General features: G+C 74.3%; 28 protein-coding genes. 17 read left to right on the forward strand and 11 right to left on the reverse strand.

What is annotated here, in order from left to right:
* Positions 1-86 precede the first annotated feature (86 nt).
* Positions 87-674, forward strand: a complete 588-nt coding sequence (locus ACFQLX_RS19460) for a hypothetical protein (RefSeq protein WP_386416917.1) — start codon at positions 87-89, stop codon at positions 672-674.
* 120 nt (positions 675-794) lie between these two features.
* Complete coding sequence (locus tag ACFQLX_RS19465; protein ID WP_386416919.1) at positions 795-1,625, forward strand: MerR family transcriptional regulator; 831 nt, start codon at positions 795-797, stop codon at positions 1,623-1,625.
* A 65-nt stretch (positions 1,626-1,690) separates the two neighbouring features.
* Here ACFQLX_RS19465 and ACFQLX_RS19470 read toward each other — a convergent pair whose 3' ends face one another.
* Complete coding sequence (locus ACFQLX_RS19470) at positions 1,691-2,806, reverse strand: YncE family protein (RefSeq protein ID WP_386416920.1); 1,116 nt, start codon at positions 2,804-2,806, stop codon at positions 1,691-1,693.
* Positions 2,803-3,399 carry an ankyrin repeat domain-containing protein gene (locus ACFQLX_RS19475; RefSeq protein ID WP_386416921.1) on the reverse strand — a complete coding sequence of 199 codons (597 nt, stop codon included), beginning with the start codon at positions 3,397-3,399 and terminating at the stop codon, positions 2,803-2,805. Before ACFQLX_RS19475 ends, ACFQLX_RS19470 begins: the two co-directional genes overlap by 4 nt.
* Positions 3,400-3,614: 215 nt before the next feature.
* Between ACFQLX_RS19475 and ACFQLX_RS19480 the strand changes: the two genes are divergently transcribed.
* The 5 genes from ACFQLX_RS19480 to ACFQLX_RS19500 all read left to right on the forward strand — a co-directional run bounded on the left by ACFQLX_RS19480 (position 3,615) and on the right by ACFQLX_RS19500 (position 8,088).
* The gene (locus ACFQLX_RS19480) at positions 3,615-4,853 is read left to right on the forward strand and encodes a sensor histidine kinase (RefSeq protein ID WP_386416923.1); all 1,239 of its coding nucleotides are present in this window, start codon (positions 3,615-3,617) and stop codon (positions 4,851-4,853) included.
* Between the two features lie 137 nt (positions 4,854-4,990).
* Positions 4,991-5,485, forward strand: a complete 495-nt coding sequence (locus ACFQLX_RS19485; protein ID WP_386416925.1) for a DUF2617 family protein — start codon at positions 4,991-4,993, stop codon at positions 5,483-5,485.
* Positions 5,482-5,886, forward strand: a complete 405-nt coding sequence (locus ACFQLX_RS19490; RefSeq protein WP_386416927.1) for a DUF4247 domain-containing protein — start codon at positions 5,482-5,484, stop codon at positions 5,884-5,886. The genes ACFQLX_RS19485 and ACFQLX_RS19490 overlap by 4 nt, the downstream gene beginning before the upstream one ends.
* Positions 5,887-5,965: 79 nt before the next feature.
* Positions 5,966-6,403, forward strand: coding sequence for a DUF350 domain-containing protein (locus tag ACFQLX_RS19495; protein WP_386416928.1), 438 nt, complete (start codon positions 5,966-5,968; stop codon positions 6,401-6,403).
* A 35-nt stretch (positions 6,404-6,438) separates the two neighbouring features.
* Positions 6,439-8,088 carry a polyamine aminopropyltransferase gene (locus ACFQLX_RS19500; protein ID WP_386416929.1) on the forward strand — a complete coding sequence of 550 codons (1,650 nt, stop codon included), beginning with the start codon at positions 6,439-6,441 and terminating at the stop codon, positions 8,086-8,088.
* On the opposite strand, the gene ACFQLX_RS19505 is transcribed toward ACFQLX_RS19500, so the two are convergent.
* Both ACFQLX_RS19505 and ACFQLX_RS19510 read right to left on the reverse strand, forming a co-directional pair.
* A complete protein-coding gene (locus ACFQLX_RS19505) occupies positions 8,082-8,990 on the reverse strand; it encodes an aldo/keto reductase (protein ID WP_386416931.1) in 909 nt (302 codons plus the stop codon). The two genes, ACFQLX_RS19500 and ACFQLX_RS19505, sit on opposite strands and share 7 nt — an antisense overlap.
* 56 nt (positions 8,991-9,046) lie before the next feature.
* Positions 9,047-9,958, reverse strand: coding sequence for an NAD-dependent epimerase/dehydratase family protein (locus ACFQLX_RS19510; protein ID WP_386416933.1), 912 nt, complete (start codon positions 9,956-9,958; stop codon positions 9,047-9,049).
* A 90-nt stretch (positions 9,959-10,048) separates the two neighbouring features.
* Here ACFQLX_RS19510 and ACFQLX_RS19515 point away from each other — a divergent pair, with 90 nt between their 5' ends.
* From ACFQLX_RS19515 to ACFQLX_RS19525, 3 genes are read left to right on the forward strand one after another with little or no spacing between them, the layout of a single operon-like run.
* Complete coding sequence (locus tag ACFQLX_RS19515) at positions 10,049-10,564, forward strand: Lrp/AsnC family transcriptional regulator (RefSeq protein WP_386416935.1); 516 nt, start codon at positions 10,049-10,051, stop codon at positions 10,562-10,564.
* 58 nt (positions 10,565-10,622) lie between these two features.
* Complete coding sequence (locus tag ACFQLX_RS19520; protein WP_386416937.1) at positions 10,623-10,895, forward strand: type II toxin-antitoxin system VapB family antitoxin; 273 nt, start codon at positions 10,623-10,625, stop codon at positions 10,893-10,895.
* Positions 10,892-11,305: a PIN domain nuclease gene (locus ACFQLX_RS19525; protein ID WP_386416938.1), complete on the forward strand. Its 414-nt coding sequence runs from the start codon at positions 10,892-10,894 to the stop codon at positions 11,303-11,305. Before ACFQLX_RS19520 ends, ACFQLX_RS19525 begins: the two co-directional genes overlap by 4 nt.
* 6 nt (positions 11,306-11,311) lie before the next feature.
* Here the strand turns inward: ACFQLX_RS19525 and leuE are convergent, their stop codons facing one another.
* Complete coding sequence (leuE, locus tag ACFQLX_RS19530; protein ID WP_386416940.1) at positions 11,312-12,061, reverse strand: leucine efflux protein LeuE; 750 nt, start codon at positions 12,059-12,061, stop codon at positions 11,312-11,314.
* Between the two features lie 117 nt (positions 12,062-12,178).
* Here leuE and ACFQLX_RS19535 point away from each other — a divergent pair, with 117 nt between their 5' ends.
* Positions 12,179-12,967 carry a putative protein N(5)-glutamine methyltransferase gene (locus ACFQLX_RS19535; RefSeq protein ID WP_386416942.1) on the forward strand — a complete coding sequence of 263 codons (789 nt, stop codon included), beginning with the start codon at positions 12,179-12,181 and terminating at the stop codon, positions 12,965-12,967.
* A gap of 148 nt (positions 12,968-13,115) precedes the next feature.
* Positions 13,116-13,829, forward strand: coding sequence for a histidine phosphatase family protein (locus ACFQLX_RS19540; RefSeq protein WP_386416944.1), 714 nt, complete (start codon positions 13,116-13,118; stop codon positions 13,827-13,829).
* A gap of 22 nt (positions 13,830-13,851) precedes the next feature.
* On the opposite strand, the gene ACFQLX_RS19545 is transcribed toward ACFQLX_RS19540, so the two are convergent.
* Together ACFQLX_RS19545 and ACFQLX_RS19550 are read right to left on the reverse strand one after the other, a co-directional pair.
* The gene (locus ACFQLX_RS19545; protein WP_386416946.1) at positions 13,852-14,439 is read right to left on the reverse strand and encodes a TIGR03086 family metal-binding protein; all 588 of its coding nucleotides are present in this window, start codon (positions 14,437-14,439) and stop codon (positions 13,852-13,854) included.
* 5 nt (positions 14,440-14,444) lie between these two features.
* A complete protein-coding gene (locus tag ACFQLX_RS19550; RefSeq protein ID WP_386416948.1) occupies positions 14,445-15,503 on the reverse strand; it encodes a sigma-70 family RNA polymerase sigma factor in 1,059 nt (352 codons plus the stop codon).
* Between the two features lie 240 nt (positions 15,504-15,743).
* Between ACFQLX_RS19550 and ACFQLX_RS19555 the strand changes: the two genes are divergently transcribed.
* On the forward strand, positions 15,744-17,180 hold the full coding sequence (locus ACFQLX_RS19555) for an FAD-dependent monooxygenase (protein ID WP_386416950.1): 1,437 nt from the start codon (positions 15,744-15,746) through the stop codon (positions 17,178-17,180).
* A 26-nt stretch (positions 17,181-17,206) separates the two neighbouring features.
* Positions 17,207-17,539, forward strand: coding sequence for a YnfA family protein (locus ACFQLX_RS19560; RefSeq protein ID WP_386416952.1), 333 nt, complete (start codon positions 17,207-17,209; stop codon positions 17,537-17,539).
* Positions 17,540-17,566: 27 nt separating this feature from the next.
* On the opposite strand, the gene ACFQLX_RS19565 is transcribed toward ACFQLX_RS19560, so the two are convergent.
* Genes ACFQLX_RS19565 through ACFQLX_RS19575 form a run of 3 tightly spaced genes read right to left on the reverse strand, consistent with a single transcriptional unit; the run spans position 17,567 to position 19,577 of the window.
* Positions 17,567-18,256 (reverse strand): DUF3152 domain-containing protein, encoded by a 690-nt coding sequence (locus ACFQLX_RS19565; RefSeq protein ID WP_386416953.1) that lies wholly within the window; start codon positions 18,254-18,256, stop codon positions 17,567-17,569.
* Positions 18,249-19,070, reverse strand: coding sequence for a hypothetical protein (locus ACFQLX_RS19570; protein WP_386416955.1), 822 nt, complete (start codon positions 19,068-19,070; stop codon positions 18,249-18,251). Before ACFQLX_RS19570 ends, ACFQLX_RS19565 begins: the two co-directional genes overlap by 8 nt.
* Positions 19,071-19,073: 3 nt before the next feature.
* On the reverse strand, positions 19,074-19,577 hold the full coding sequence (locus ACFQLX_RS19575) for a SigE family RNA polymerase sigma factor (RefSeq protein WP_386416957.1): 504 nt from the start codon (positions 19,575-19,577) through the stop codon (positions 19,074-19,076).
* Positions 19,578-19,713: 136 nt separating this feature from the next.
* Here ACFQLX_RS19575 and ACFQLX_RS19580 point away from each other — a divergent pair, with 136 nt between their 5' ends.
* Positions 19,714-20,514, forward strand: coding sequence for an SDR family NAD(P)-dependent oxidoreductase (locus ACFQLX_RS19580; protein ID WP_386416959.1), 801 nt, complete (start codon positions 19,714-19,716; stop codon positions 20,512-20,514).
* 79 nt (positions 20,515-20,593) lie between these two features.
* Here ACFQLX_RS19580 and ACFQLX_RS19585 read toward each other — a convergent pair whose 3' ends face one another.
* Positions 20,594-21,787 (reverse strand): RtcB family protein, encoded by a 1,194-nt coding sequence (locus ACFQLX_RS19585; RefSeq protein WP_386416961.1) that lies wholly within the window; start codon positions 21,785-21,787, stop codon positions 20,594-20,596.
* Between the two features lie 232 nt (positions 21,788-22,019).
* Between ACFQLX_RS19585 and ACFQLX_RS19590 the strand changes: the two genes are divergently transcribed.
* Complete coding sequence (locus ACFQLX_RS19590) at positions 22,020-22,952, forward strand: hypothetical protein (protein WP_386416963.1); 933 nt, start codon at positions 22,020-22,022, stop codon at positions 22,950-22,952.
* A 71-nt stretch (positions 22,953-23,023) separates the two neighbouring features.
* Entirely contained in the window at positions 23,024-23,728 is a 705-nt protein-coding gene (locus ACFQLX_RS19595; protein WP_386416964.1) for a DUF3558 domain-containing protein, read from the forward strand.
* Positions 23,729-23,976: the final 248 nt, after the last annotated feature.

The following is a 23,976-nucleotide window of genomic DNA, read 5'->3' on the forward strand; positions in this document are numbered from 1 at the left end:
TGTCTCTGAGACGATGATCGGGTTGCGTGGCGGGGGCAGGGCTGCCTGAGACGCGCGTTGCCTGGAAAGAGCGGTCGGGTGGAGATATGCATCGCGGTGGCGAAGTCGGCGAGGGAACCGATGACCGGGGTCCCCGGCGTTCCCGGGCTGGCCGCCACCGACGCGAGGCCGACACCGAAGCCGCCGACACGGGGGATGCCGCGAAGGACGCGGCGAGTGTGAGCAGGGGCGCGCGCATGGGAGTGACGTACCGCTATTTCGGCGCTCCCGACGGGGCGACGGCGGCGCGGGTGCCGATCTCGATGCGGCCCGACGAGCTGGGCGGGGACGAGCTGGGTCAGGGCGGCCTCTTCGCGAAGGTGAAGCCCGAGACGATGGCGGCGATGGTCCTCACGGGCATAGAGGGCATCCCCCTGCACAAGGTCCCGCCGCTGGAGCTGGTGGTCCTGCACCCGGACTACGCGGTGGTCAAGCTCCCCATGACGGTCGTCGACCCCCTGCGCGGCATCGGCGAGGAGTCGGTCGGCGCGGCGGCTTTCATCTGGTCGACGGTCCCGGACCGCGGCGGCCCGCGCGACGCCTTCGAGGTCTACCGCATGCTGCACGAGTGGCAGGACTTCGCGGAGCGGCTGCACGAGGCGGGGCACCAGCTGTACTGCCTGGTGTGGCCCTGAGCCGCTGGTACGGCCCTGAGCGCTAGTACGGCCCTGAGCGCTGATGTGACGCCGATCCGGGATCCTCGCGCTGCGGGGGCTTGACCCTCTCACCGTGTCAGGGGCTGGAGTAGGGGCGTCATGTTCACCATCGGAGAGTTCGCCGGGCACGGGCGCGTGTCGGTCCGGATGCTGCGTCACTACGACGCCGTCGGGCTGCTGCGGCCCGCCCGTACCGATCCCGTCAGCGGCTACCGCTTCTACGAGGCCGCCCAGCTGGCCCGGCTCAACCGTGTCATCGCGCTCAAGGATCTGGGGTTCACCCTGGAGCAGGTACGGGCGATCCTCGACGAGGACGTCGGTACCGGGGAGTTGCGCGGGATGCTGCGGCTGCGCCGGGCGGAGTTGGAGTCGGCCGCCGCGGAGGCGGCGGCGCGGCTGGTGCGGGTCGAGGCGAGACTCCGGAGTATCGAGAGCGAGGGCTGTATGCCTGCCGAGGATGTTGTCGTCACGTCTCTTCCGGCGCTGCGGGTCGCCGAGTTGAGCGCCGTCGCGCCGAGTTTCGCGCCGCAGGAGATCGGTCCGGTCGTCGGGCCGCTCTTCGGCGAGCTGTGCCGCCGGGTGGAGGCGGCGGGCGTCGCCGTCACCGGGCCGGGGGTCGCGCGCTACGAGGCCGTGGAGGGGGACGGCCCAGAGGACGCGGAGGGCGCGATCACCGTACGGGCGGGGCTGCCCGTCGCTTCACCTGCCGCTGACCTCACGCTCGTTGACCTGCCCGCCGTTCCGCTCGCCGCGACGATCATCCACCGCGGGTCGATGGACACCGTGCTGCCCACCGCGCAGGCGCTGGCGCACTGGATCGCGGCCCACGGCTACCGCCCGCTGGGGCTCGCGCGGGAGGTCTCGCTGGCCTGCCCCGAGGACCCGCAGGAGTGGGTGACGGAGCTGCAGCAGCCGATCGCGGCGGGCTGAGGGCTGGGCTCTGAGGGCGGGGCTCTGGCGGCGGGGGTGCTCTGACGGCGGGTGCGCGTCCGCCGTCAGAGCACCGCGATCCCCAGGGGGCGCTCCCCCGCCGCGAGGCGGTGGGTTTCGCCGGTGGCCAGGTCCACGACCGTGATGCCGTTCCAGTAGCCGTCGCGGGTGAATCCGCCGGTCACGTAGGCCGTGGCGCCGTCGGGGGAGGCGGTGACGTCCTCGTGCGGGCCGTCGAGCGCGATGACCCGCTCGCGGCCGTCGGGGGTGCGCACCGTCAGGGAGGCGGCGGCGTCCTCGGCCGCGTCGATCGGGCCGGTGCCGACGACCAGCAGGGTGCCGTCGGGGGTGAGCGCGGTGCCGTGCTGGTGGGTGTTGGCGGTCATCCGCTCGATACGGGTGGCGCCCGTCGCCGGGTCCACGACGGCCAGCCGCTCGCCCTCGAAGGGCAGCAGCAGCCTCCCGTCGGCCCGTACGGCCGTGTAGTGCGGTTTGAGCCAGGAGCCCAGGCCGCCTTCCGTGCCGTACGGGGCGACCTCGACGCGGCGGGTGCGCAGCGAGTCCGCCGCGACCACCGTGACGTCGTAGGAGTCGTGGCCGGTGGCGTAGACCTCGCGGCCGTCGCGGGAGACGTCGACGTCGAAGGGGCGCCGGCCCACCTCCGCGCTGCCGGTCACGCGCAGGGTGCGGGTGTCCACCACCTCGACGGTGCCGTTGGTACCGGGCCGGTTGACGCCGACATAGGCCCGCGTGCCGTCGGGGGACAGGGCGATGCCCATGCCGCCGCCCCGGTACTCGCCGCCGGTCGGCTCCCCGAGGCCGTCCGTCTCGTACGGGACCAGGGCGAGGCGCTCGCGTGCGCGGGTGTCCACCACCGCGACCCCCTCGGCGGTGGCGACCCACGCCCGGCCGTCCGCGCCGACGGCCAGGCCGTACGGTGCGGTGCCGACCTCGACGGAGTCGAAGGCACCCCGCTCGGGGTCGACGAAGGTGACGGTGTCCGCGCCGAAGTCCGCCACGAGCAGCGTCCCGTCCGGGGTCTCCCCGGCGGGGGCCTGCGCGGCAGCCGGGGGTTTCGAGGCCGCCGCCCCCGGCTCGCGCGCCGCCGCCCGCTCCCCCGCCGTGCAGCCGGCCGCCAGCAGCACCGCGCCCGTGAGCAGCGCGGTCGCGGCGCGCCTCACCGTACGGCCCTCAGCAGGCCCGCGATGTCCTCGAAGCCGCGCCGCTCGGCGTGCTCCAGGGCCGTGACGCCCTCGCCGTCCGCCAGCGCGGGGTTCGCACCCGCCGTGATCAGCAGCTCCACGATCTCCAGGTGCGCCCGGCCGCCGTCGCCGAGGATCACGGCCTCCAGCAGGGCGGTCCAGCCGAGGCGGTTGACGTGGTCGACGTCGATGTCCGTCTCGCGCAGGACGGCGCGCACGTAGTCCACGTGCCCGCGCTCGCTCGCCGGGATGAGGGAGACGCCGCCGAAGCGGTTGGTGATCCGCAGGTCCGCGCCGGCCGCCAGCAGCAGGCGCATCATCGCGACCCCGCCGGTCACCCCGGTGACCAGCCAGGGGGTGTCCTGGCGGTCGTCCTGGGCGTCGGGGTCGGCGCCGGCCGCCAGCAGCAGCCGCGCGGCGGCCGTGTGGTCGCCGAGCGCGGCCAGCAGCAGGGGGGTGCGCCGGTGCTCGTCGCGGGCCTCCACCGCGGCGCCGGCGTCGAGGGCGGCGTGGACGGCGTCGGTGTCGCCGGCTGCCGCGGCGGTCAGCAGGGTGCGGTCGAGGTCGTTCATGCGGTGCTCCTCACGGGTGGGGGCGGAGGCTCTGCGGCCCGCCCTGTCCTCCATCGTGGGGGCGCCGCCGGGCCCGCCGCCTCGTCGTATCGGAGGCGGAGTGCTGCCGGGACGGTGGATGCCGGTGTCATCCGATCGGACGACACCGGCCGCCCGACCCCTGCGGAGAATGGGAGTATCTGCCCGTTCGAGCGACTGCGGAAGGCGGTACCCCGATGCCCGCAGGGCAGCTCCCGCAGGGCGATCCGGACGCCCGCTGGCTGGCGGCCGCGATGAACGCGACGTTCTTCCTGCTGCTCGGCTCCGCCCTGGTGCGCTTCGTCCAGCGGCACGGCTCCGAGGTGAACGCCCCCACCGTGGTCACCCTGGCCGTGCTGCTGGCCGCGGTGTACGTGATCGGACCCGGCCGGGGCATCCCGGCGATCCCCCGCGATCCCGTCCGGCCCTCCGTGCGGACGCTGGCCTGGCTGGCGTCCGTCGTCGCGGTGTGGGCGGTGCTGGTGGAGCTGGCGCCCAGCTTCGCCTGGGTCGCCGTCCCCCTCATCTACGCCGCCCTGCGTACCCTGCCGCCTCTGGCCGGATACGCCCTCGTCGGCGTGCTCTGCCTCTTCGTGATCGCCGCGCAGCTGACCCTGGCGCCCCGTTTCGACCTGGACCTGGTCGTCGGGCCGGCCGCCGTCGCCGCCTTCGCCACCGCCGTCTTCACGTACCTGCGGCGCCAGGCCGCCCGCCAGCAGGACCTCATCGACGATCTGCTGCGCACCCGCCGGGAGTTGGCCGCCACCGAGCGCCGCGCCGGGACGCTCGCGGAGCGCCAGCGGCTGTCCATGGAGATCCACGACACCCTCGCGCAGGGGCTCTCCAGCCAGCGGATGCTGCTCCAGGCCGCCGAGCGCACCTGGGAGAGCGAGCCGGGCGGGGCCCGCGAGCACGTGCGCACCGCCGCCTCGATCGCCGAGCACAACCTCGCGGAGGCGCGCCGCTTCGTCCACGATCTGGCGCCCGCCGACCTGGCGCGCGGCGGGGGGCTGGCGGCGGCGCTGCGGACGCTCGCGGAGCGCGAGAGCCGCGGGGGGCCGGCCGTGCGCGTGCACATCGACGACCACACCGGCGACCACGGCGCCGGGTCCGCGCTGCCCGAGCGGGTGCGGTCGGCGCTGCTGCGGATCGCGCAGGGCGCGCTGGCCAACGTGCGCGAGCACGCGGGCGCGACGACCGCGGCGCTGACCCTGACCGTCCTGGACGACCAGGTGGTGCTGGACGTCGCCGACGACGGCGCGGGCTTCGACCCCGAGGCGCTGCCCACCGCGTCCAGCGCGCCCGCCGGCGTGCGCGGCCACGGCGTCCCCGCCTTCCGCGCCCGCGTCCACCAGCTCGGCGGCACGCTGGCCATCGAGTCGGCGCCCGGCGAGGGAACGGTGCTGACGGCGGCGATCCCGCTGGGGACGCGGTGAGCGGTACGGCGTAAACAGGGCGCGGCGCGCGAAACCCCGTGAAAACGAACACGATTTCGACGATCGACTCCTGTCCCGCCCGCCCCGCGTGCCATACTCGGCGCCGCTCGTCAGCGAATCCAAACCGGGGGAGTGCAGTGGATGCCGTAGTCCTGCGCGCCCCCTATCTGGACACCGACGCCGCGCAGCTCTGCTTCTCCCTCGACCTGCCCGAGCGCCCCGCGCTCGCCGAGCGGCTGGTGGAGCTGGCGGGGCTGGACGTGCGGCTGCGGCTGCTGGGGGCCTCGCACCAGGTCTTCGCCGGTCCCGTCCGCGAGACCGTCGCCTGCCTGCCCGGCGCCCGGCGCGGACTGCCCGCCGCCCACCGGCTGCACGCGGACGGCTGGAGCTACGACTTCGGCGCCGAGACCCGGCAGCTGACCCCCGGCGACTTCGCCGCGCAGGCGGCCCGTATCCGCGAGACGGCCGCCCGTACGGACACCGGCCTGTGCGGGATCTTCCCCGGCTCCCCCGACGCCCTCACCGCCGTGGTCGCCGAGGCGCCCGGCGGCGTGCTCGGCTGGCGGACCTGGCACACCTACCCGCAGAGCTGCCAGATCGTATCGACGTACACCCGGCTGGAGGCACGATGAAGAGCTCCCGACTCATCCGCGGGGCGGTGGCGGCCGTGCTGGGCACGCTGCTGCTGACCGCCTGCTCCGGCGGCGACGGGAACGCCGCGCCGCGCGGGTGGATAAGCGATACGTACGACGCCTCGGGCGCCGGCTGGACCGACCCGGACAGCCGCCCGCAGGAGGTCGCCGACGCGATCCACGGGCACAGCGGGTCCCTCGACCGCACCACCGGCGACGGCATGCACTTCCTGCGCTACGCCGACGACATGGTCACCGTCAGCCCGCGCGCCGGCGGCAGCCTCGTGGAGATCGAGGACTACCGCAGCGCCTACAACCGCCACCGCCGGCACGTCTACGGGGTCATGCCCGACCCGGACAGCGAGGAGTTCCGCGGCGGCGGACCCGGCGAGGGCAAGTAGCGCCCCCATCGCGTCGCGGCCCCCCTGTCAGACCCCTGTCGTAGATTCCCTGTCGCAGACCCCGAGAAAGGCACCTCCCATGACCGACATCCTCGAGTCGGCCGGCCAGGCCCTGCTCTACGGAGTGGTGGGGCTGGCCGTGATGGCCGTCGGCTTCGTCGCCCTCGACCTCGTCACCCCCGGCAAGCTCTTCCACGTCGTGTGGAACGAGCGCAACCGCGGCGCCGCGGTCCTCCTGGGCAGCCAGTCCATCGCCGTCGGCCTGGTCATCGACCAGGCGATCCGGGCCAGCGAGTCCGAACAGGGCCTCGGGTACGGCCTGTTCAGCACCCTGCTCTACGGCCTCGCGGGCGTCGCCGTGATGACCGTCGTCGGCATCGTCATCGGCCTGCTGACCCCGGGCCGGATGGGCGCCACGGTCCTCGACGACACCGAGGGCCGCCCGCACCCCGCCGCCTGGGTCCAGGCCGGCATGTACCTCGGCACCGCCTTCATGGTCGGCGCGGCGCTCTCGTAGCAGCGTGCGCTGAAAACCTTCGGAAAGCCCAGCTCATGAGCACCACCGCACCACCCCTCGGCGCCTCTGCCGCCGACTCCGGATCCGGCTCCGGCTCCGGCTCCGACAGCGCCCCCGCGCGCCCCCCGGCCCCCGCCCGCGGCGGGCACGCCCGGGGGGCGCGCTTCCTGCTGCTGCTCGCCGTCTTCCTCTGCGCCGCCTGCGGCCTCGTCTACGAGCTGGCGCTCACCGCACTCGGCAGCTACCTCATCGGCAACTCCGTCCTGCAGACCTCCGTCGTCATCTCGGTGATGGTCTTCGCCATGGGCATCGGCTCGCTGGCCGCCAAGCCGCTGCGCCGCCGCCCGGTGGGCGCCTTCGCGGTGGTGGAGGGCGTACTGGCGCTGACCGGCGGCCTGTCGGTGCTCGTGCTGTACGCCGCCTTCGCCTGGCTCCGGCTCTACACGCCCGCGATGATCGTCGTCGCACTGGCGGTGGGGGTGCTGGTCGGCGCGGAGATCCCGCTGCTGATGACGCTGCTGCAGCGCATCCGGCGCCAGGAGGCGGGCAGTGCGGTGGCGGACATGTTCGCCGTGGACTACATCGGCGCGCTGGTCGGCGGCCTGTGCTTCCCGCTGGTCCTGCTGCCGGTCTTCGGCCAGCTGCGCGGGGCGCTGGTCGCCGGCTCGGTCAACGCCGTCGCCGGCGTCGTCGTGGTGGTCTTCATCTTCCGCCGCCGGCTGCGCCGGCGCGTCGTCGCGGGCCTGCTCGCCGGGGTCGCGGCGGTGCTCGCCGTGCTCGCCACCGCGTACGTCCTCGCGGACGACCTGGAGGTCACCGCGCGCCAGCAGATGTACCGCGACCCGATCGTGCGCGCGCAGACCACCCCGTACCAGGAGATCGTCGTCACCCGCGCCACCGCCTTCACCGGCGGGGACGACCTGCGGCTGTTCCTCAACGGGGACCTGCAGTTCAGCTCGGTCGACGAGTACCGCTACCACGAGTCGCTGGTCCACCCCGCGCTCGCCGGACGCCGCTCCTCCGTGCTGATCATGGGCGGCGGCGACGGGCTGGCCCTGCGCGAGGTGCTGCGCTACCCGGACGTGGAGCACGTGACCCTGGTCGAACTGGACCCGGCGATGACCCGCCTGGGCCGCGACTTCGCCCCCCTGCGCGCGCTCAACAAGGGCTCGCTGGACGATCCGCGGGTCCACGTCGTCAACGCCGACGCCTTCAACTGGCTGCGCGGCGCGCACCAGACGTACGACGCGGTGGTCATCGACTTCCCCGACCCGGACACGGCGGCGCTGGCGAAGCTCTACTCGGTGGAGTTCTACCACCTGCTCGGGCAGGTGCTGACCCCGCGGAGCCGGGTGATGGTGCAGAGCGGCTCGCCGTTCTTCGCGCCCAAGACGTACTGGTCGATCGCCCGCACGATCGGGGAGGCGGGCTACGCGACGCGGGAGTTCCAGGTCGACGTCCCCAGCTTCGGCAACTGGGGCTTCGTCCTGGCCACCCCCGGCACGGGCCCGCCCCCACCCCTGCGCCTGGCCCCCGACGCCCCCCGGCTGCGCTACCTGGACGAGGCGGTCCTGCGGGCGGCGGCGGTCTTCCCCGTGGACCGGCGCCGCGAGGACGTACGGCCGAGCACGCTGATGGATCCGGCGGTGCTGGAGTACGTACTGGACGAGTGGAACAACTACTGAGGCAGTCTTGCCAGTTCGGCCGCGCTGAGGACCAGGTCGGCCGCGCGCGCCGAGTCGCGGGCGGAGGCGGGGCGGCCGGCGCCGGGGATGGGGATCACCGCCGGGGAGCGGGCCAGGTGCCAGGCGAGGCAGACCTGCTGGGGGCTGACGCCGCGCTCCTCGGCGAGTTCGCGGAAGGCGTGGACCGTACGGCCTGACGGGTCTGCCGGGTCTGCCGGGTCCGCCCGGTCCGCCGGGCCGCCGGCGTCGAGTGAGCTGCGGGAGACCCCGCCCAGCGGACTCCACGGGAGGTAGGCCAGGCCCAGCTCCTCGGCCAGGCGCAGTTCGGGCTCTCCGCTGCGGTCGGCGGGCGAGTAGCGGTTCTGTACGCAGACCAGGGCGTCGCCCAGGATCGTCCGGGCCGTGCGGATCTGCGCCGTGTCCACGTTGGAGATCCCGGCGGCGCGGATCTTCCCCTCCTGGTGGAGTTCGCGCAGGGCGCCCACCGAGTCCGCCCAGGGGACGGCGGGGTCGGGCTTGTGGAGCTGGTAGAGGCCGATCGCCTCGCCGCCGAGCCGGCGCAGGGACGCCTCGGCGGCGCGGCGCAGGTGCTTCGGGTCGCCGTCGACAGTCCAGGAGCCGTCGCCCGGACGGCCCCGGCCGCCCTTGGTGGCGACGAGTACGTGCGAGGTGTCGCCGCCGTACGCGGCCAGGGCGCGGGCGACCAACTCCTCGTTGTGCCCTTCCTCTTGGGGATGCCAGTGGTAGGAGTCGGCGGTGTCGATCAGGGTCACGCCCGCGTCGAGGGCGGCGTGGACGGTGGCGAGGGCGCGGGCCTCGTCGGGGCGCCCCTCGATGGACAGGGGCATGGCGCCCAGGCCGATGGCGCTGACGGTGCGGTCGCCGAGGGTGCGGTAGCGCACGGGGGTTCCTTTCGGGCGTGGTGCTTTCGGGCGCGGTGCTCTCAGACGTGGCGCTCTCAGGCGCGGGCCGCGTCGTCGATCGCGGCGTCGAGCCAGTCGGAGGTGCGGGAGAAGGGGAAACCCAGCGTGGCGGCGCGGGAGTTGTCCATCGCGTAGTAGGTGTCGAAGGAGTACGGCGACGGGGTCTCACCGTCCCGCGCCGTCCGCAGCCGGGGCGGCCGGGCGCCGAGGCGGGCGGCGATGTGCCCGCTCAGCGCGGCGGCGTCCCACTCGCCGTGGGAGCAGGCGTTGACGGGCCCGGTGAAGTCCGCGCCCGCCGCCCAGCGCAGCACCTCGGCGATCTCGCGGTGGCCGACGAAGACCGTGGGCTGTGGCCGCGGATGGACGAGCACCTCCTCGCCGGCGGCGATCCGCGCGGTGTAGTGCGCCAGCCGGCCGGTGAAGTCCTGTGCCCCGCCGCCCAGTACGTGCGCGCTGCGGACGAAGGCGGTGGGCAGCGCGGCGGCGGCGAGGACCGCCTCGGCCTGGCGCTTCCCCTCCGCGTACCGGGTCGCGGGGTCGTCGCCGAGGTCCCCGGTGACGGGCCACGCGGCCGGGTCCACTGCGTCCTCCCGCAGCGGGCTGCCGGGGGTGGTGGGCGGCAGGGCGGAGCTGGTGGGCGGGGCGTAGACCTCCATGGTGGAGGTCATCACGTAACGGGCCGCGCGCCCGGTGAACACCCGTGCGGCGACGGCTGCTTGGGCGGGCGTGTAGCAGACCTGGTCGATCACGGCGTCGAAGGCGCGGTCGCCGAGCGCCCCGGCGAGCGCCGCCGCGTCGTCGCGGTCGGCGCGTACGTGGTCGGTGCCGGGGGGCGCGGGCGCCGAGCCCCGGTTGACGACGGTGACGCGGTCGCCGGCGGCGAGCAGCAGGTCGATGAGATGGCGGCCGAAGTAGCGGCTGCCGCCGATCACACACACCTCGCGCATGGGAGATGCTCCTTACGATCGTCTTCACGGCGCTCGTCGCCGCAGGTCAACCAGTGTTACGTTGCCGATCGCCGTACTGAAGGGGAGATCGTGGGCACAACAGGCGCAGCACCGAAGGAACCCCGGTCCGCCCGGCCCCGTACCAGGGAATCCTCGGCGGCCCTCGACGACACCGACGCGCACCTCGTCGAACTCCTCCAGCGCGAGGGCCGCCTCACCCTGAGCGAGCTGGGCCGCCGCGTCTCGCTCAGCCCCGCCGCCGTGACCGAGCGCGTCCGCCGCCTGGAGGAGGGCGGCGTGATCACCGGCTACGGGGCGCGCGTCGACCCGGAGCGCCTGGGTTACGGCATCACCGCCTTCGTCCGCGTCTCCCCGCACGGCGGCTTCTCGCTGGAACACCCCCGTACGCGCACCCTGCTGGAGCGCCCGGAGATCCGCGAGGCGCACTGCGTGGTGGGCGAGGCGCACTGGATCCTCAAGATCGCGGTCCCGGGCACGGCGGCCCTGCGCGACCTCCTGGACGAGCTGGGCAAACTGGGCACGACGACGACGTCGATCGTGCTGCACACACCGGTGGAGGGACGGCCGCTGCCGGTTCGGGAGTGAGGAAGCCCCCTTCGGATATCCTGGAAATGATTCGGATATACGGAAGGGTGCGCACCGCATGGGCAAGACGCTGATCGAGATCGACGAGGAAGCCCTGGCCATAGCGCAGGCGGCTTTCGGTACGAAAACGAAGAAGGACACCGTCAACCGCGCCCTGCGCGAAGTCAGCGAGCGGGTCAAGCGCCACGAGGCCCGGATGGCCGCCGAGCGCACCGCCGCCGAGGCACTGGACCTCGACATGCTGCTGGACAAGGCCGCCTACCGGGCCAAGTCCGAGACCGCAGCCGAGCCCCTCGGAACCGGCGATGACACCGGGGGCAAAGCAGCGTGAGATATCTGGCCGACACCTCGGCCGCGGCCCGCTTCCTCCAGCACGGGGCGGACGCGTGGGGGTGGGGAGACGCGCTGGATTCCGGACTGGTCGGGATGTGTGAGATCACCGAACTGGAGATTCTGCGTTCCGCGAGGTCAACAGCGCACCACAAGCAGATGCGGCAGCATCTGAGCGGTTTCTACGCCTGGGCGCCGCTTCCGGACGGCACCTGCCAACGCGCCCTCCAGGTCCAGCAGTTCCTCGTCGAGCACGGCGAGCATCGCAGCGCCGGACCCGTCGACCTCCTGGTGGCGGCAGCAGCCGAACTCTCCGGTCTCACCCTGCTGCACCGCGACCGCGACTACGAGACCATCGCCCGGCACACGGGGCAACCGACTCTGATGCTCGCGGACAGAGCGACGGGCTGAAACCCCCTACACCGCCTCTGCCAGCGACAGTTTCGCCGCGAAGGCGAGGAAGGCCGCGCCCGCTGTCGCCGTGATGCTCGCCTTGAGGCGGTGGCGGGTGCGCAGGGCGGTGGCCAGGCGGGTGCCGCCGAGGATCAGGGCCGTGAGGTAGGCGAAGCTGAAGAGTTGCGCCCACAGGCCCAGGATCAGGAACGCCAGTGCCGGGTGGCTGTAGGTGGGGTCTACGAACTGGACGAAGAAGGACACGAAGAAGAGGATCGCCTTCGGGTTCAGGGCGCTGACGACGAAGGCCCGGCGGAAGGGGCGCTCGCGCTTCGGGGCGTCGCGCGGTCCCGTGCTGCGGCCGGCCTCCCGCTCACCGCCCGCCTGCGCACCGTCCGCCCGTACACCGCCCGCCTGCGCACCGTCTGCCCGTACGCCTCCCCGCGCCGCCCGCGTCAGCCCCGCCCCCCGCTCGCGCCACAGCCGCCGCGCCCCGCGCAGCAGCCCCATCGCCAGCCAGGACAGATAGCCCGCGCCGGCGAACTTCACCACCGCGAACGCCGCCGGGCTCGCCTGCAGCAGCGAGGCCACGCCACCCGCCGAGAGCGCCATCAGCAGCGTGTCGCCGCACATCACGCCGCCGACCGCCGTGTACCCGGCGCGCACGCCCCTGCGGGCGGCGACGGAGAGCACGTAGAGCGAGTTCGGCCCGGGGAGCAGCACGATCAGGGCGAGACCCGCGAGGTAGGTCGGAAGGTCGGTGATACCAAACATGCGTTCAGAGTCCCATCCCCACCAAGCCGCCCGAAACGGGTTTCACCGTACGGACGCGGGGCGCCCCGCCCGTAAACCCGTTCCCGCCGCCCGCCCGCTGGTGGTAGTGCTGGCCCCATGATTGCCGAGAGCGGGTTGGTCGCGCGGTTGCGGGCCGCCGGGTGTGTGTTCGCCGAGGATGAGGCGCGGTTGCTGGTGGAGGCCGCCGGGGAGCGCGGGGGGCTGGAGGCGATGGTGCGGCGGCGGGTGGCGGGGCTGCCGTTGGAGCAGGTGGTGGGGTGGACGGAGTTCCGGGGGCGGCGGGTCGTGCTCGCCGAGGGGGTGTTCGTGCCCCGGCGGCGCAGCGAGTTCCTGGCCGGGCGGGCCGTCGCGGCGGCGGAGGCGGTCGCCGCGAGGGCGTCCGGCGTGGTCGTCCTCGACCTGTGCTGCGGGGTGGGGGCGGTCGGGGCCGCGGTGGCCGCCGAGGTCGCGGGGGTGGAGCTGCACGCCGCCGACCTCGATCCGGCCGCACTCGCGTGCGCGCGGCGCAACGTCGCGGGCGCGGTGTACGAGGGCGACCTCTACGCCCCGCTGCCCGCGTCCCTGCGCGGCCGGGTGGACGTGCTCGTGGCCAACGCCCCCTATGTCCCCACCGGAGAGCTGGAGTTGCTGCCCGCCGAGGCCCGGCTGTACGAGCCGCGCGCGGCCCTCGACGGCGGCGCGGACGGTCTGGACGTGCAGCGCCGGATCGCCGCCGGGGCCGCCCAGTGGCTGGCGCCGGGCGGGACGCTGCTGATCGAGACGAGCGGGCGGCAGGAGGACCGTACGGTCGAGGCGTTCCGGCGGGCCGGCCTGCGCACCCGGGTGGCCCGGTGCGAGGACCTGGCGGCGACGGTGGTGGAGGGGACGGGGGAGGCGGGGGCGTAAAAAGGGCAGGGGCGTAAGGGGTGGGGGCGGTGCGCGGGTTGACGTATCCGTCCGAAACACTGGTCTCCCGGCGTAACGGAACCATCCGCGCCTCCCCTACGTCCCTAAAGATCACACCATCCGCCGATCCCCCCGGGAGCACCCCCCGATGACCCTCACGGCAGCCGCAGCAGAGATCACCGCCGGCACGACGGCCTCCCCGCCGAAAGCCCTCGCCACCCGGCACCTCTATCTCGCCCGGCATGCCGAAGCCCTTCCCGACGAGAGCGGCCTGAGCGAGCGCGGCCGGCGGCAGGCGCGGCTGCTCGGCGAGCGGCTGGGCGCGACGGCGCTCGACGCCGTCTACCACGGGCCCCTCGCCCGCGCCGCGCAGACCGCGCGGCTGGCTGCGGACGGGCTGCGGACGGAGCGGGGCGAGGGGGACGCGGACGGGCCGAGCGGCCCCCCGGTCCGCAGCCTCGACGCCGCCGGCGACTACGTGCCGTACTTCCCGGCCCGCGACGAGCTGCCCGCGAAGTCCGCCGCCGCCTTCCTGCCGTTCCTCGCCGACGCCTCCGACGAGGACCGCGAGCAGGGCCCGCGCCTGGCCCGCGAGGCGCTGCGGCGCTTCTCCGGGCCGGTGGCGGGTGAGCGCGAGCGCCACGAGCTGGTGATCACGCACAACTTCCTGATCGGCTGGCTGGTCCGCGCCGCGATGGGCGCCCGCCCCTGGCGCTGGCTGGGCCTCAACAGCCCCAACGCCGCGCTGACGGTGATCCGTTACGCCCCCGGCCGCCCAGCCGCCCTGCTCCTGCTCAACGACATGAGCCACCTCCCGGAGGAGCTGCGCTGGACGGGGATGCCGGCCGGCGCGAAGGCGTAACCGGCCGCTCGCGGCGGCGACTTCAGCCCGTACGCCCCAGGAAGCGCAGCAGCCGCTCCCCCGCCTGCGCGTCCGCCTCGCAGGGGAGCGCCGCTCCGAAGCGCCCCGGCCGGTCCGTCGGGTGGACGAAGTACGGGGCCAGCTCCAGGAGTTCCTCCGCGAGCCCCGCCGGCAGCGGGCGTGCGGCCCCGCAGGCGCGCGCCAGGTCCCAGCCGTGCACCGCGATCTCGATCGCGCCCGTCCCCGTGACGATCGCCGAGGAGAGCAGCATCCCGTCCACCTCGACGGTCCCGTGCCCCCTGCCCGCGCCGCTCCACGCCCCGACCAGCTGCCGGCACCGCTCCCGTACGGCCGAGGTCAGCTGCTCCGCGCCGGCGTCGGACAGCCGCGCGGCCGGCAGGTCCAGGCTGACCTGCCCCTCGACGGCCTCGCAGAGCGCGTCGAGGGAGTCCAGGAGGTGGACCAGCAGCAGCCGCAGATCCCAGTCGGCGCACGGCGTGGGCCGCGCCAGCGTGTCCTCGCCGACCAGCGGCAGCACCCCCAGCGCGTAGCCGACGGCCCGCTCCAGCAGGCTCACCCCGGCCCGCACCTCGGTGGGCGCCGTGTCCACGGGGATCACGCCTCGGCCGGGGCGGAAGCGGATGCCGCTGTCGAGGAAACCGCCGGCAGCACCGCCGGCAGCCCGAACACCTCGAAGAGGCTCTGCTCGAAGAACGCCACGCAGTGCCGCACCCGCCCGCCCTCGATGTCCAGCACCTGGATCTGGAACGCCCGGTGCTCCCCGCTCTCCCGGTCCAGCATGTACAGCCCGAAGGCCGGCTGCCCGTTGGCCGTCGTCGCCACCATCCGCTGGTCGCCGGGCCCCTCGGCCGGGCAACTGGTGTCGATGAGCTGCCCGATGACCTCGGCGCCCTGGTACCAGCCTGTGAAGGGAGGCATCTCCCAGACCGCGTCCTCGGTGAAGAGCCTCACGATCCCCGGCACGTCCTTCGCCTCGAAGGCCGCCATCCACCGGTCCAGCAGCCGCTGCTGCTCCGCGTCCTGCGGCTCGCGCACCGAGTCCTCGCTCAGCGCCGCCTTGCCCATCGCCGCGTGCGCGCGCTGCAGCGCGCTGTTGACGGCGGCCGTCGACAGCTCCAGCTGCTCGGCGACCTCCGCCGCCTTCCACCGCAGGACGTCGCGCAGGATCAGCACCGCCCGCTGCTTGGGCGGCAGGTGCTGCAGCGCCGCGATGAACGCCAGGCGCACCGACTCGCGCGAGCCCACGACCGCCGCCGGGTCGGCCGTCGTACCGCCGTCGATCATCGTGTCGGGGATCGGCTCCAGCCACGGCACCTCCTCCTGCGTGACCAGCTCGTCCGCCGGGGAGGAGGACGGCGCGCCCAGGCCGGTGGGCAGCGGGCGCCGGCTGCGGCCCTCCAGCGCGGTGAGGCAGGCGCGGGTGGCGATGGTGTGCAGCCAGGTGCGCAGGCTGGAGCGGCCCTCGAAGTTGTCGTACGCCCGCCAGGCCCGCAGGTACGTCTCCTGCACCAGGTCCTCGGCGTCGTGCACGCTGCCGAGCATCCGGTAGCAGTGCGCCAGCAGCTCGCGCCGGTAGGGGTCCGCGAGCTGCGGGAAATCGTCCAGTGCCGGCTTGTCCGCCATGTGCCTGCCCTCCAGTTTGGCGGCCGTCACCGCCCTCACCCGTACAGACCGTGCGCGCCGCGCGAACTCATCGCGGCGGCGCGGGATTTTTTCCCGCCGGTCTCCCGACCCTCCACCCTGCCATCCGCCCCGGCCCCCACGCAGCCGGTCAACACAGCGTCCATAAGGACGGGTTGCCCGCGATCACACGATTTGACCCCGTCCTGTAGATCCACGAATGTAAAGCCGTCTGCGCGCGCGAAGCCCCGACAACCGAAAGCAGGGCCCTCCATGACAACCACCCCCCACCGCGTCATCGTCGTCGGCGCCGGCCCCACCGGCCTGCTCCTCGCCGGCGACCTCGCCGCCGCCGGCATCGCGGTGACCGTACTGGAGCGCCGCCCGCCCCAGGTCAGCAACCTCTCCCGCGCCTTCGTCGTCCACGCCCGCACCCTGGAGCAGCTCGACGCCCGCGATCTGGCGGACGAGCTGGTCGCCACCGGCTCCACCCTCACCTCCCTGCGCCTCTTCGGCCGCCTCTCCCTGGACCTCTCCACGCTGCCCACCCGCTTCCCGTACCTGCTGATCACCCCGCAGTACGAGGTCGAGCGCCTGCTGCACGCCCGCGCCCTCTCCCTCGGCGCGGACTTCGTGTACGAGGCGGAGGCCACCGCGCTCGACCAGGACGGCGAGGGCGTGGACGTACGCCTGAAGGACGGCACCGTCCACCGCGCCGCGTACGTCGTCGGCGCGGACGGCCACCGCAGCGGCGTGCGCCAGGCGCTCGGGCTGCCCTTCCCCGGCGTCTCGGTGGTGAAGTCCCTGTTCCTGGCGGACGTCCAACTGGCCGAGAAGCCCGCCGACGCGCTCACCGTGGCCGCCGACGGCGAGGTCTTCGCGATGATCGCCTCCTTCGGCGACGGCTGGTACCGGGTGATGGGCTGGAACCGCGCCCACGAGGTCGCCGACGACGTACCCCTGGAGCTGGCGGAGGTCCGCGAGGTCACCCGCCGCGCGCTGGGCAGCGACTACGGCATGCACGAGGCCCGCTGGCTCTCCCGCTTCCACAGCGACGAACGCCAGTGCCCCTCCTACCGCCAGGGGCGCGTCCTCCTCGCCGGGGACGCCGCCCACATCCACTCCCCCGCCGGCGGCCAGGGCATGAACACCGGGCTGCAGGACGCCGCCAACCTCGGCTGGAAACTCGCCGCCGTCCTCGACGAGCGCGCACCCGCCACCCTCCTGGACAGCTATCAGGCCGAACGCCACCCCGTCGGAAAGGCGGTGCTGCGCAGCAGCGGCGCCATCGTCCGCCTGGCCCGCACGCACAACCCCCTGCTGCGCGCCCTGCGCACCGCCGCCACCGCCGCCGCCGACCACTCCGCGCGGGCGCGCACCCGCGCGCTGGGCCGCATCACCGGCCTCGGCTACGCCTACCCGGCTCCCCGCGGCGCGCACCGGCTGGCCGGCCACCGGGCACCGGACGTGCCGCTCGCCGACGGGCGCCGCCTGTACGAGGCGCTGCGCGCCGGCGAGTTCACCCTCCTGCACGCCGGGGGCGCCGACGCGACCGAGGGCCGCCGGGTGGTCCACGCCTTCCCGCGCACCCCCACCGCGCAGTCCGTCCTCGTACGCCCCGACGGGTACGTGGCCTGGGCCTCCGACAGTCCGACGGCGCTGGAGCTGGAGGCGGCGCTGGCGCAGTGGACGGGGCCGCGCCGGGCCTGACGGACGCCAGGCCCTACGCTCCCCCCGTGACCGCCCTGCGCTCCCTGGCCCTCTTCCTCGCCGCCGCCCTGCTGGAGATCGGCGGCGCCTGGCTCGTCTGGCAGGGGGTGCGCGAGCACCGCGGCCGGCTGTGGATCGGCGCCGGGGTGCTCGCGCTGGGGGCGTACGGCTTCGTCGCCACCCTCCAGCCGGACGCCGACTTCGGCCGCGTCCTGGCCGCGTACGGCGGTGTCTTCGTCGCGGGCTCGCTGGCCTGGGGCATGGCCGTGGACGGCTACCGCCCGGACCGCTTCGACGTGGCGGGGGCGCTGGTCTGCCTGGCGGGGGTGGGGGTGATCATGTACGCGCCCCGGAGCTGAGGCGCGCCCCCACCCCCGACCCCGCCCTCACGGCACCGAAGGCCCGTCCAGATAGCGCCCGTCCGCGTCGTACGGCCACGCGTTCGCCACGCACCCCCGCAGCCCGTCGATCTGCTGCATCATCACCGGCGCCCTCCTCCCCCGGCCCGGGCAGTCCGCGTGCCCGTAGCCCAGCCAGTGCCCCACCTCGTGGTTGACGATCAGCGCCCGGTACTCCCGCACCGGCCCCGGGAAGTTCGGCGAACCCTCCTTCCAGCGCTTGAGGTTGACCACCACCGACTCACCCGCCCGGCAGTTGACCTCCCCGCGCGTGCGCAGCCCGTACGCCCCGCAGAGCCGGTCCACCGTCGCGGGCACGGCGACGCGGATGACCAACTCCGCCTCTCCGTCCGTACGTTGGAAGGAGTGCGCCCCGGCGTGCGTCCAGCCGCGCCCGTCCGCCAGCACCGCCGCTATCTCCTCCGCCACCGCCCCGGGCTCCAGGCCGGTGTCCTTCTCCACCTCCACCCGGTAGCGGTGCAGCACGCCGTTCCCGGCGACCTTCCCGTCGCCCCGCACCACCGCGAAGTCGCGGGGGTCCACCGCCGCCGGCGTCGGCGCGGCCCCCGTCGGGCCGCCGCCCGAGCCCAGCCCCGGCATCCGCGCCACCGCCGCCGCCCCGCCCAGCACGCACACCGCCACCGCCCCGGCCGCCAGCATCCGCCCGCCCCTACCCACCGCGCACCTCCTCCGTGACGGGCGCCAGCACCGGCCGCCCGTCCGCCTCCCGTACGAGATCCAGCAGCGCCGGGTCCGACGCCACCGCCGTCAGCTCCGCGCCGGTGAGCGGCGCCGCCCGCCCGGCCGCTGCGTCGGGGGCGACCGCGAGGCGCACGAGGCTGCCCCCGTAGCGGAAGACCACCGAAACGCCGCTGTCCGCACCGGAGTTCATCGACCCGGTGCGCACCGCCGCCGCCACGCCCCCCGCCAGCACCGCCCGCTCGCACACCAGGCCCTTCGCCGGCGCGCTCGCGCACGGCAGGCGCCCCCCGCGCGGGTCGGGGCGCACCGAGAAGGCCACCGGGAAGGTGTGCGCGCCGCTGCGGCCCGTGTACGTGTCGGCCGTCCCGGCGTCCGGCGCCACCGCGCCCACCGCGGCGGGCAGCCGGCGGTCCAGCACGTCCGCCGCCTCGCGCTTGAAGGCCCGCAGCCGCCCGCGCTCGGCGTCCCCCATCCGCAGCCACTCCCCGTCGGGGGCGGGCGCCGCGGCACGGGACGGCCCCGCCGCGTCCAGCGCCCGGGGCGCCGGCGCCGGCCACCCGGGCAGCGCCAGCCAACCCGCCGCGACCACCACCGCGACCCCGGCGGCCACCCCGGCGCGCGTACGCACCCGGCGCCGCCGCCCCTGCGCCACCGCCGCCGGCACCAGGTCCGGCGGCCACTCCAGTTCGTCCACCGTGCGCGCCAGCTCCGCCCGGACGAACGCGGCGCGGTCCAGCTCGCCCACGTCCGCCGCGCCGCGCTCCCCGTACCCCTCGTACATCCGCACCATCCCTCAGCCCTCCGCCATGTAGAGGTGCATCTCACCGAGTTGACCGCGCAGCCGCTCCAGGGAGCGCGAGCACTGGCTCTTGACCGTCGACTCACTGCAGTCCAGCAACTGCGCCACCGTGCCCACGCTCAGGTCCTCCCAGTAGCGCAGTACCACCATCGCCCGCGCCCGGGGCGGCAGTTGGGCCAGCGCCGCCAGCAGCGTCAGCCGCAGCTCCGGACGCTCGGGCGCGGGCGCCGCCACCTCGGCGCGGCGGTGCGCGAGCAGCGCGCGCAGGCCCGAGCGGCGCTCGCTGAGATAGATGCGGGTGAGCACCGTGCGGGCGTACGCGTCCGGGCTGTCCGCCGCGCTCACCCGCCGCCAGTGCTGGAAGAGCCGGGCCAGCGTGCTCTGCGTCAGATCACGGGCGCCCTCGGCGTCCCCGCACAGCAGGTACGCCACGCGGTACAACCTGCGCTGCGCCCCCCGCGCGTACTCCTCGAAGTCCTGCCGGCTTCCGCCAGGCATACGGCCCCCTCCATGCTCGTGCGTTCCCTCACCCCTCATTGAGCACGCCCGGATCCGAAAGGTTGAAACGGACGAGCGAATTATTCTGATCCCGAGCAGTACGCACCCTCGCCGCCCTCGCGCACCAGGAGCCCGCATGACCATCCCCTCGCGCCCCTCGCGCCCCTCGCGCCCCTCGCGCACCGAGCAGCCCACCGCCGTCGTCACCGGAGCCAGCGGCGGCATCGGCGCCGCCACCGCCCGCCAGCTCGCCGGGGCCGGCTACCACGTCGTCCTCACCGCCCGCCGCAAGGACCGCGTCGAGGCGCTGGCCGCCGAGCTGACAGCGGCCGGGCACAGCGCCGAGGCATCCGTCCTGGACGTCACCGACCGCGCGGCGGTGGACGCCTTCGCGGCCGGCCTGGAGCGCTGCGACGTGCTGGTCAACAACGCCGGCGGCGCGATCGGCGCCGAGAGCGTCGAGGCGGGCGACCCGGCGGACTGGCTGGCGATGTTCGAGGTGAACGTCCTGGGCGTCCTGCACGTCACCCAGGCCCTGCTCCCCGCCCTGCGCGCCTGCGGCGACGGCACGGTCGTGGTCCTCTCCTCCACCGCCGGCCACAGCACGTACGAGGGGGGAGGCGGCTACGTGGCGGCCAAGCACGCGGCGCACTCCATCGCCGCCACCCTGCGCCTGGAGCTGTGCGGCGACCCGGTCCGGGTCATCGAGATCGCCCCCGGCATGGTCCGCACCGAGGGCTTCGCCCTCACCCGCATGCGGGGCGACGAGGAGAAGGCCGCCTCGGTCTACGCGGGCGTGGCGGCCCCCCTCACGGCGGACGACGTCGCGGACACCATCACCTGGGCGGTCACCCGCCCCCCGCACGTCAACATCGACCTCCTGATCGTCCGCCCCCGCGCCCAGGCGGCGAACCACAAGGTGTACCGGGAGGGCTGAGGCCGCACCGCGCACTGCGCCAGGAACAAAGGAGGGGAGCCCCGCCATCCGGGGCTCCCCTCCTCGGTGCGCGCGGGCCTCACCCCTTCACGCACACCACCTGCTTCAGCTGCGCCACGACCTCCACCAGGTCCCGCTGCTGGTCGATGACCTGCTCGATCGGCTTGTACGCCGCCGGGATCTCGTCCACCACGCCGGAGTCCTTGCGGCACTCCACACCGCGCGTCTGGTCCTCCAGGTCCCGGGCGGTGAAGCGCCGCCTGGCCGCCGTACGGCTCATGCGCCGGCCGGCGCCGTGCGAGGCGGAGTTGAAGGACGCCGCGTTGCCCAGACCGCGCACGATGTACGAGCCCGTGCCCATCGAACCGGGGATGATGCCGTACTCCCCCGAGCCCGCGCGGATCGCGCCCTTGCGGGTGACCAGCAGGTCCATCCCGTCGTAGCGCTCCTCGGAGACGTAGTTGTGATGGCAGGAGATGACCTGCTCGAAGGTCGGCCTGGCCTTCTTGAACTCCCGCCGCACCACGTCCTGCAGCAGCGCCATCATCAGCGCGCGGTTGCGCTTGGCGTAGTCCTGCGCCCAGAACAGGTCCCGGCGGTAGGCCGCCATCTGCGGGGTGTCCGCGACGAACACCGCGAGGTCGCGGTCGACCAGGCCCTGGTTGTGCGGCAGCTTCTGCGCGACGCCGATGTGGTGGTCGGCCAGCTCCTTGCCGATGTTGCGCGAACCGGAGTGCAGCATGAGCCAGACCGAATCGGACGAATCAACGCATACCTCGACGAAGTGGTTTCCTCCGCCGAGCGTCCCCAGCTGCTGCACCGCCCGCTCCCGCCGATGCCCCACCGCCTCCGCGAGCCCGTCGAACCCCGCCCAGAACTCGTCCCACCCGGACGTCGGCACCCCGTACAGCGACCCCGGATCCACCGCCTCCCGGTGCATCCCGCGCCCCACCGGGATCGCCTGCTCGATCTTCGAGCGCAGCCGGGAGAGGTCGCCCGGCAGGTCGTTCGCCGTCAGCGAGGTCTTCACCGCGCTCATCCCGCAGCCGATGTCCACGCCGACCGCCGCCGGGCAGACCGCGCCGTGCATGGCGATCACGGAGCCGACCGTGGCGCCCTTGCCGTAGTGGACGTCGGGCATCACCGCGAGACCCTTGATCCAGGGCAGCGTGGCGACGTTCTGCAGCTGGCGCAGTGCGACGTCCTCGACGGAGGCCGGGTCGGCCCACATCCGGATCGGTACCTTCGCACCGGGCAGTTCGGTGTACGACATGGCTCCCCCTGGGGTTTCACGACAAGAAGTCAGAGATCCGGAGAAACGCGGGCAGAACGCAAAACGCGCACGCCATCGCCGCACTCCGGACACGCGGCCAGCGGTTGCGGCCGTGCGTGCGATAAACATTGTGGTCACCGCCCACCCAGGGGCGGCAACATGATTTCGCGGCCCGGGGCACCCCCGCCGCCGCGCAGACCTTCGGTGGGACTCCGGGGAAGGGAGCCGGCTCGTGCAGCCGCAGTCATACGTGCCGGGGGCCGCGACGGCGGTCGTGGCCGCCCTCGCCCTCGCGCTGACCGGCTGTACGGGGAGCGGGGACAGCGGCGACGGCATGAAGGAGGAGGCCGCTGGCAGCGCCGCCGCGCCCGAGGCCGCGCCCTCCGGGCGCTACCGCACGCTGCCGGAGCCCTGCACCGCGGTGGACAAGGAGCAGCTGCGCGCCCTGCTGCCGCAGACCGCCACCGACGTGAAGAACACCGCCTCCACCCGCGCCCGCGAGGAGGCGCTGCTCGGCGGGAAGCCGGCGCTGACCTTCGACACCGACCGCCGGGTGGGCTGCGGTTGGCAGCGGGTGTCGGTGGAGGGCAGCCGCCAGCTGCGGCTCGACTTCGAGCGCGTGGTCAGCTACGACCCGGCGGTGAGCGACGAGGTGCGCGCCGCGCAGGTCTTCCGGCGCAAGGCGCAGGAGCACGGGGTGACGGCGCGCGACCTGCCCAAGGGTCCGCAGCCCAGCGCCCCGTCCGGGTCCGGGGGGCCCGGGGAGCTGGTCGGGGAGTCCGGCGCGGAGGTCATGGAGGACGGCGCGGCGGCCCCCTCCACGCCGGACCCGAAGCCGGGGACGGACGCGGCGGCGGGGACGGATGCGGGGACGGACGCGGCGGCGGGGACGGCCCCTCCGGCCACCCCTACCCCCAGCGCCTCCCCGGCCGCGCCGCTCGTCCTGGAGGGGCCCGGCGACGAGGCGTTCCTCGCGGAGCGCGCGGGGACGACGCAGCAGGGGCAGCGCCGGGTGGTGAGCGTGATTTTCCGCACGGCGAACGTGGTCGTAACGGTCGAGTACGGACAGTCCACGACCGGTGCGACGGCCCTTCCGGACAGCGCTGAGCTGCAGCGCAGGGCCCAGGAGCTGGCCGGGAAGCTGGCCGGGGACCTCATGGAGTGAGACCCGGACCCCCCGTCGGCGCTCGCGGTACGCTCGCAGATCGCACGCATCCACAACCCTGGCGAAGGATCATGCACCGTTCAGCCCAGAGCACCGTCCGCACGTTGGCCCTCGGCGCGTCCTGCCTGCTCATACCGGTGGCGCTGCTCGCCACCAGCTGCTCCAGCATCCTGGGCGAGCCGAAGGACGAGGCGTCGAAGTCGGCGTCCTCCGACTCCCCCTCGGCCTCGCCGACGGTGAAGGCGGCGAAGTTCGCCGAGCTGCCGAGTGCCTGCCGGGCGGTGCCGGCGGCGAAGGTGAAGGAGCTGGTGGCGAAGGCGAAGCCCGCCTCCGGTACGGCGGTGAAGTCGCCGGACACCTCGTCGCGCGGCGGCTGCGTCTGGAGCGGTCTGGACGGCTACCAGTTCCGCTACCTGGATGTGACGCTGCAGCGCCTGGAGTCGGACCCGGCGCTGGGTACGGGCGAGAAGCGCGCGGAGAAGGCGTACGCCCGGACGCTGAAGACGGAGGAGTCCACGAAGGACGTGGCGGGGCTGGTCGTGAACAAGCTGGCCGGTCTGGGCGACGAGGCGGTGTCGGTCTCGTACACGCAGAAGAAGGACAAGGAGACCCTGGTCCACCAGACGGTGATGGTGCGGCTGGCGAACGTCGTGGTGATGGTCCGCTACGAGGGCTCGGGTTTCGCGGGTGCGAAGGAGCCGAAGGCGGCGGACATCGCGAAGGGCGCCCGCTCGGCGACGGAGGCGGCGCTGGCGGCGGTGGAGTCGGCGGAATAGGCCGCCCGACGGCCCGGAGCTGTCCGCCCCAACGGCCGGGTACAAGCCGGATCTTCCCGGCAATCATCCCCATCCCGTCGCCCGCGGGTTCGGCCGACCCTCCTGATCTCGCCCTCGTGTGCGAGGCTGTCCCGGTCCTTGCCCCAGCAGTACGCAGTCGGATCGATCGGGAGGTGTGCGCGCGTGGCCGCCGTCCAGTTGAGCCGTACGCACCGGGTGCTGATAGCCGTGGTGGTGCTGGGTGCGGT

Origin of the sequence: Streptomyces polyrhachis (genome assembly GCF_042663125.1) — a bacterium.
Taxonomy (GTDB): domain Bacteria; phylum Actinomycetota; class Actinomycetes; order Streptomycetales; family Streptomycetaceae; genus Streptomyces; species Streptomyces polyrhachii.

Excerpts from the sequence above, each read along its gene's own strand:
- ACFQLX_RS19460 (WP_386416917.1), top strand. The coding sequence starts at position 87 with ATGCATCGCGGTGGCGAAGTCGGCGAGGGAACCGATGACCGGGGTCCC.
- ACFQLX_RS19465 (WP_386416919.1), top strand. The coding sequence starts at position 795 with ATGTTCACCATCGGAGAGTTCGCCGGGCACGGGCGCGTGTCGGTCCGG.
- ACFQLX_RS19475 (WP_386416921.1), bottom strand. The coding sequence starts at position 3,399 with ATGAACGACCTCGACCGCACCCTGCTGACCGCCGCGGCAGCCGGCGAC.
- ACFQLX_RS19480 (WP_386416923.1), top strand. The coding sequence starts at position 3,615 with ATGCCCGCAGGGCAGCTCCCGCAGGGCGATCCGGACGCCCGCTGGCTG.
- ACFQLX_RS19490 (WP_386416927.1), top strand. The coding sequence starts at position 5,482 with ATGAAGAGCTCCCGACTCATCCGCGGGGCGGTGGCGGCCGTGCTGGGC.
- ACFQLX_RS19495 (WP_386416928.1), top strand. The coding sequence starts at position 5,966 with ATGACCGACATCCTCGAGTCGGCCGGCCAGGCCCTGCTCTACGGAGTG.
- ACFQLX_RS19500 (WP_386416929.1), top strand. The coding sequence starts at position 6,439 with ATGAGCACCACCGCACCACCCCTCGGCGCCTCTGCCGCCGACTCCGGA.
- ACFQLX_RS19510 (WP_386416933.1), bottom strand. The coding sequence starts at position 9,958 with ATGCGCGAGGTGTGTGTGATCGGCGGCAGCCGCTACTTCGGCCGCCAT.
- ACFQLX_RS19520 (WP_386416937.1), top strand. The coding sequence starts at position 10,623 with ATGGGCAAGACGCTGATCGAGATCGACGAGGAAGCCCTGGCCATAGCG.
- leuE (WP_386416940.1), bottom strand. The coding sequence starts at position 12,061 with ATGTTTGGTATCACCGACCTTCCGACCTACCTCGCGGGTCTCGCCCTG.
- ACFQLX_RS19535 (WP_386416942.1), top strand. The coding sequence starts at position 12,179 with ATGATTGCCGAGAGCGGGTTGGTCGCGCGGTTGCGGGCCGCCGGGTGT.
- ACFQLX_RS19540 (WP_386416944.1), top strand. The coding sequence starts at position 13,116 with ATGACCCTCACGGCAGCCGCAGCAGAGATCACCGCCGGCACGACGGCC.
- ACFQLX_RS19555 (WP_386416950.1), top strand. The coding sequence starts at position 15,744 with ATGACAACCACCCCCCACCGCGTCATCGTCGTCGGCGCCGGCCCCACC.
- ACFQLX_RS19570 (WP_386416955.1), bottom strand. The coding sequence starts at position 19,070 with ATGGTGCGGATGTACGAGGGGTACGGGGAGCGCGGCGCGGCGGACGTG.
- ACFQLX_RS19575 (WP_386416957.1), bottom strand. The coding sequence starts at position 19,577 with ATGCCTGGCGGAAGCCGGCAGGACTTCGAGGAGTACGCGCGGGGGGCG.
- ACFQLX_RS19580 (WP_386416959.1), top strand. The coding sequence starts at position 19,714 with ATGACCATCCCCTCGCGCCCCTCGCGCCCCTCGCGCCCCTCGCGCACC.
- ACFQLX_RS19585 (WP_386416961.1), bottom strand. The coding sequence starts at position 21,787 with ATGTCGTACACCGAACTGCCCGGTGCGAAGGTACCGATCCGGATGTGG.
- ACFQLX_RS19595 (WP_386416964.1), top strand. The coding sequence starts at position 23,024 with ATGCACCGTTCAGCCCAGAGCACCGTCCGCACGTTGGCCCTCGGCGCG.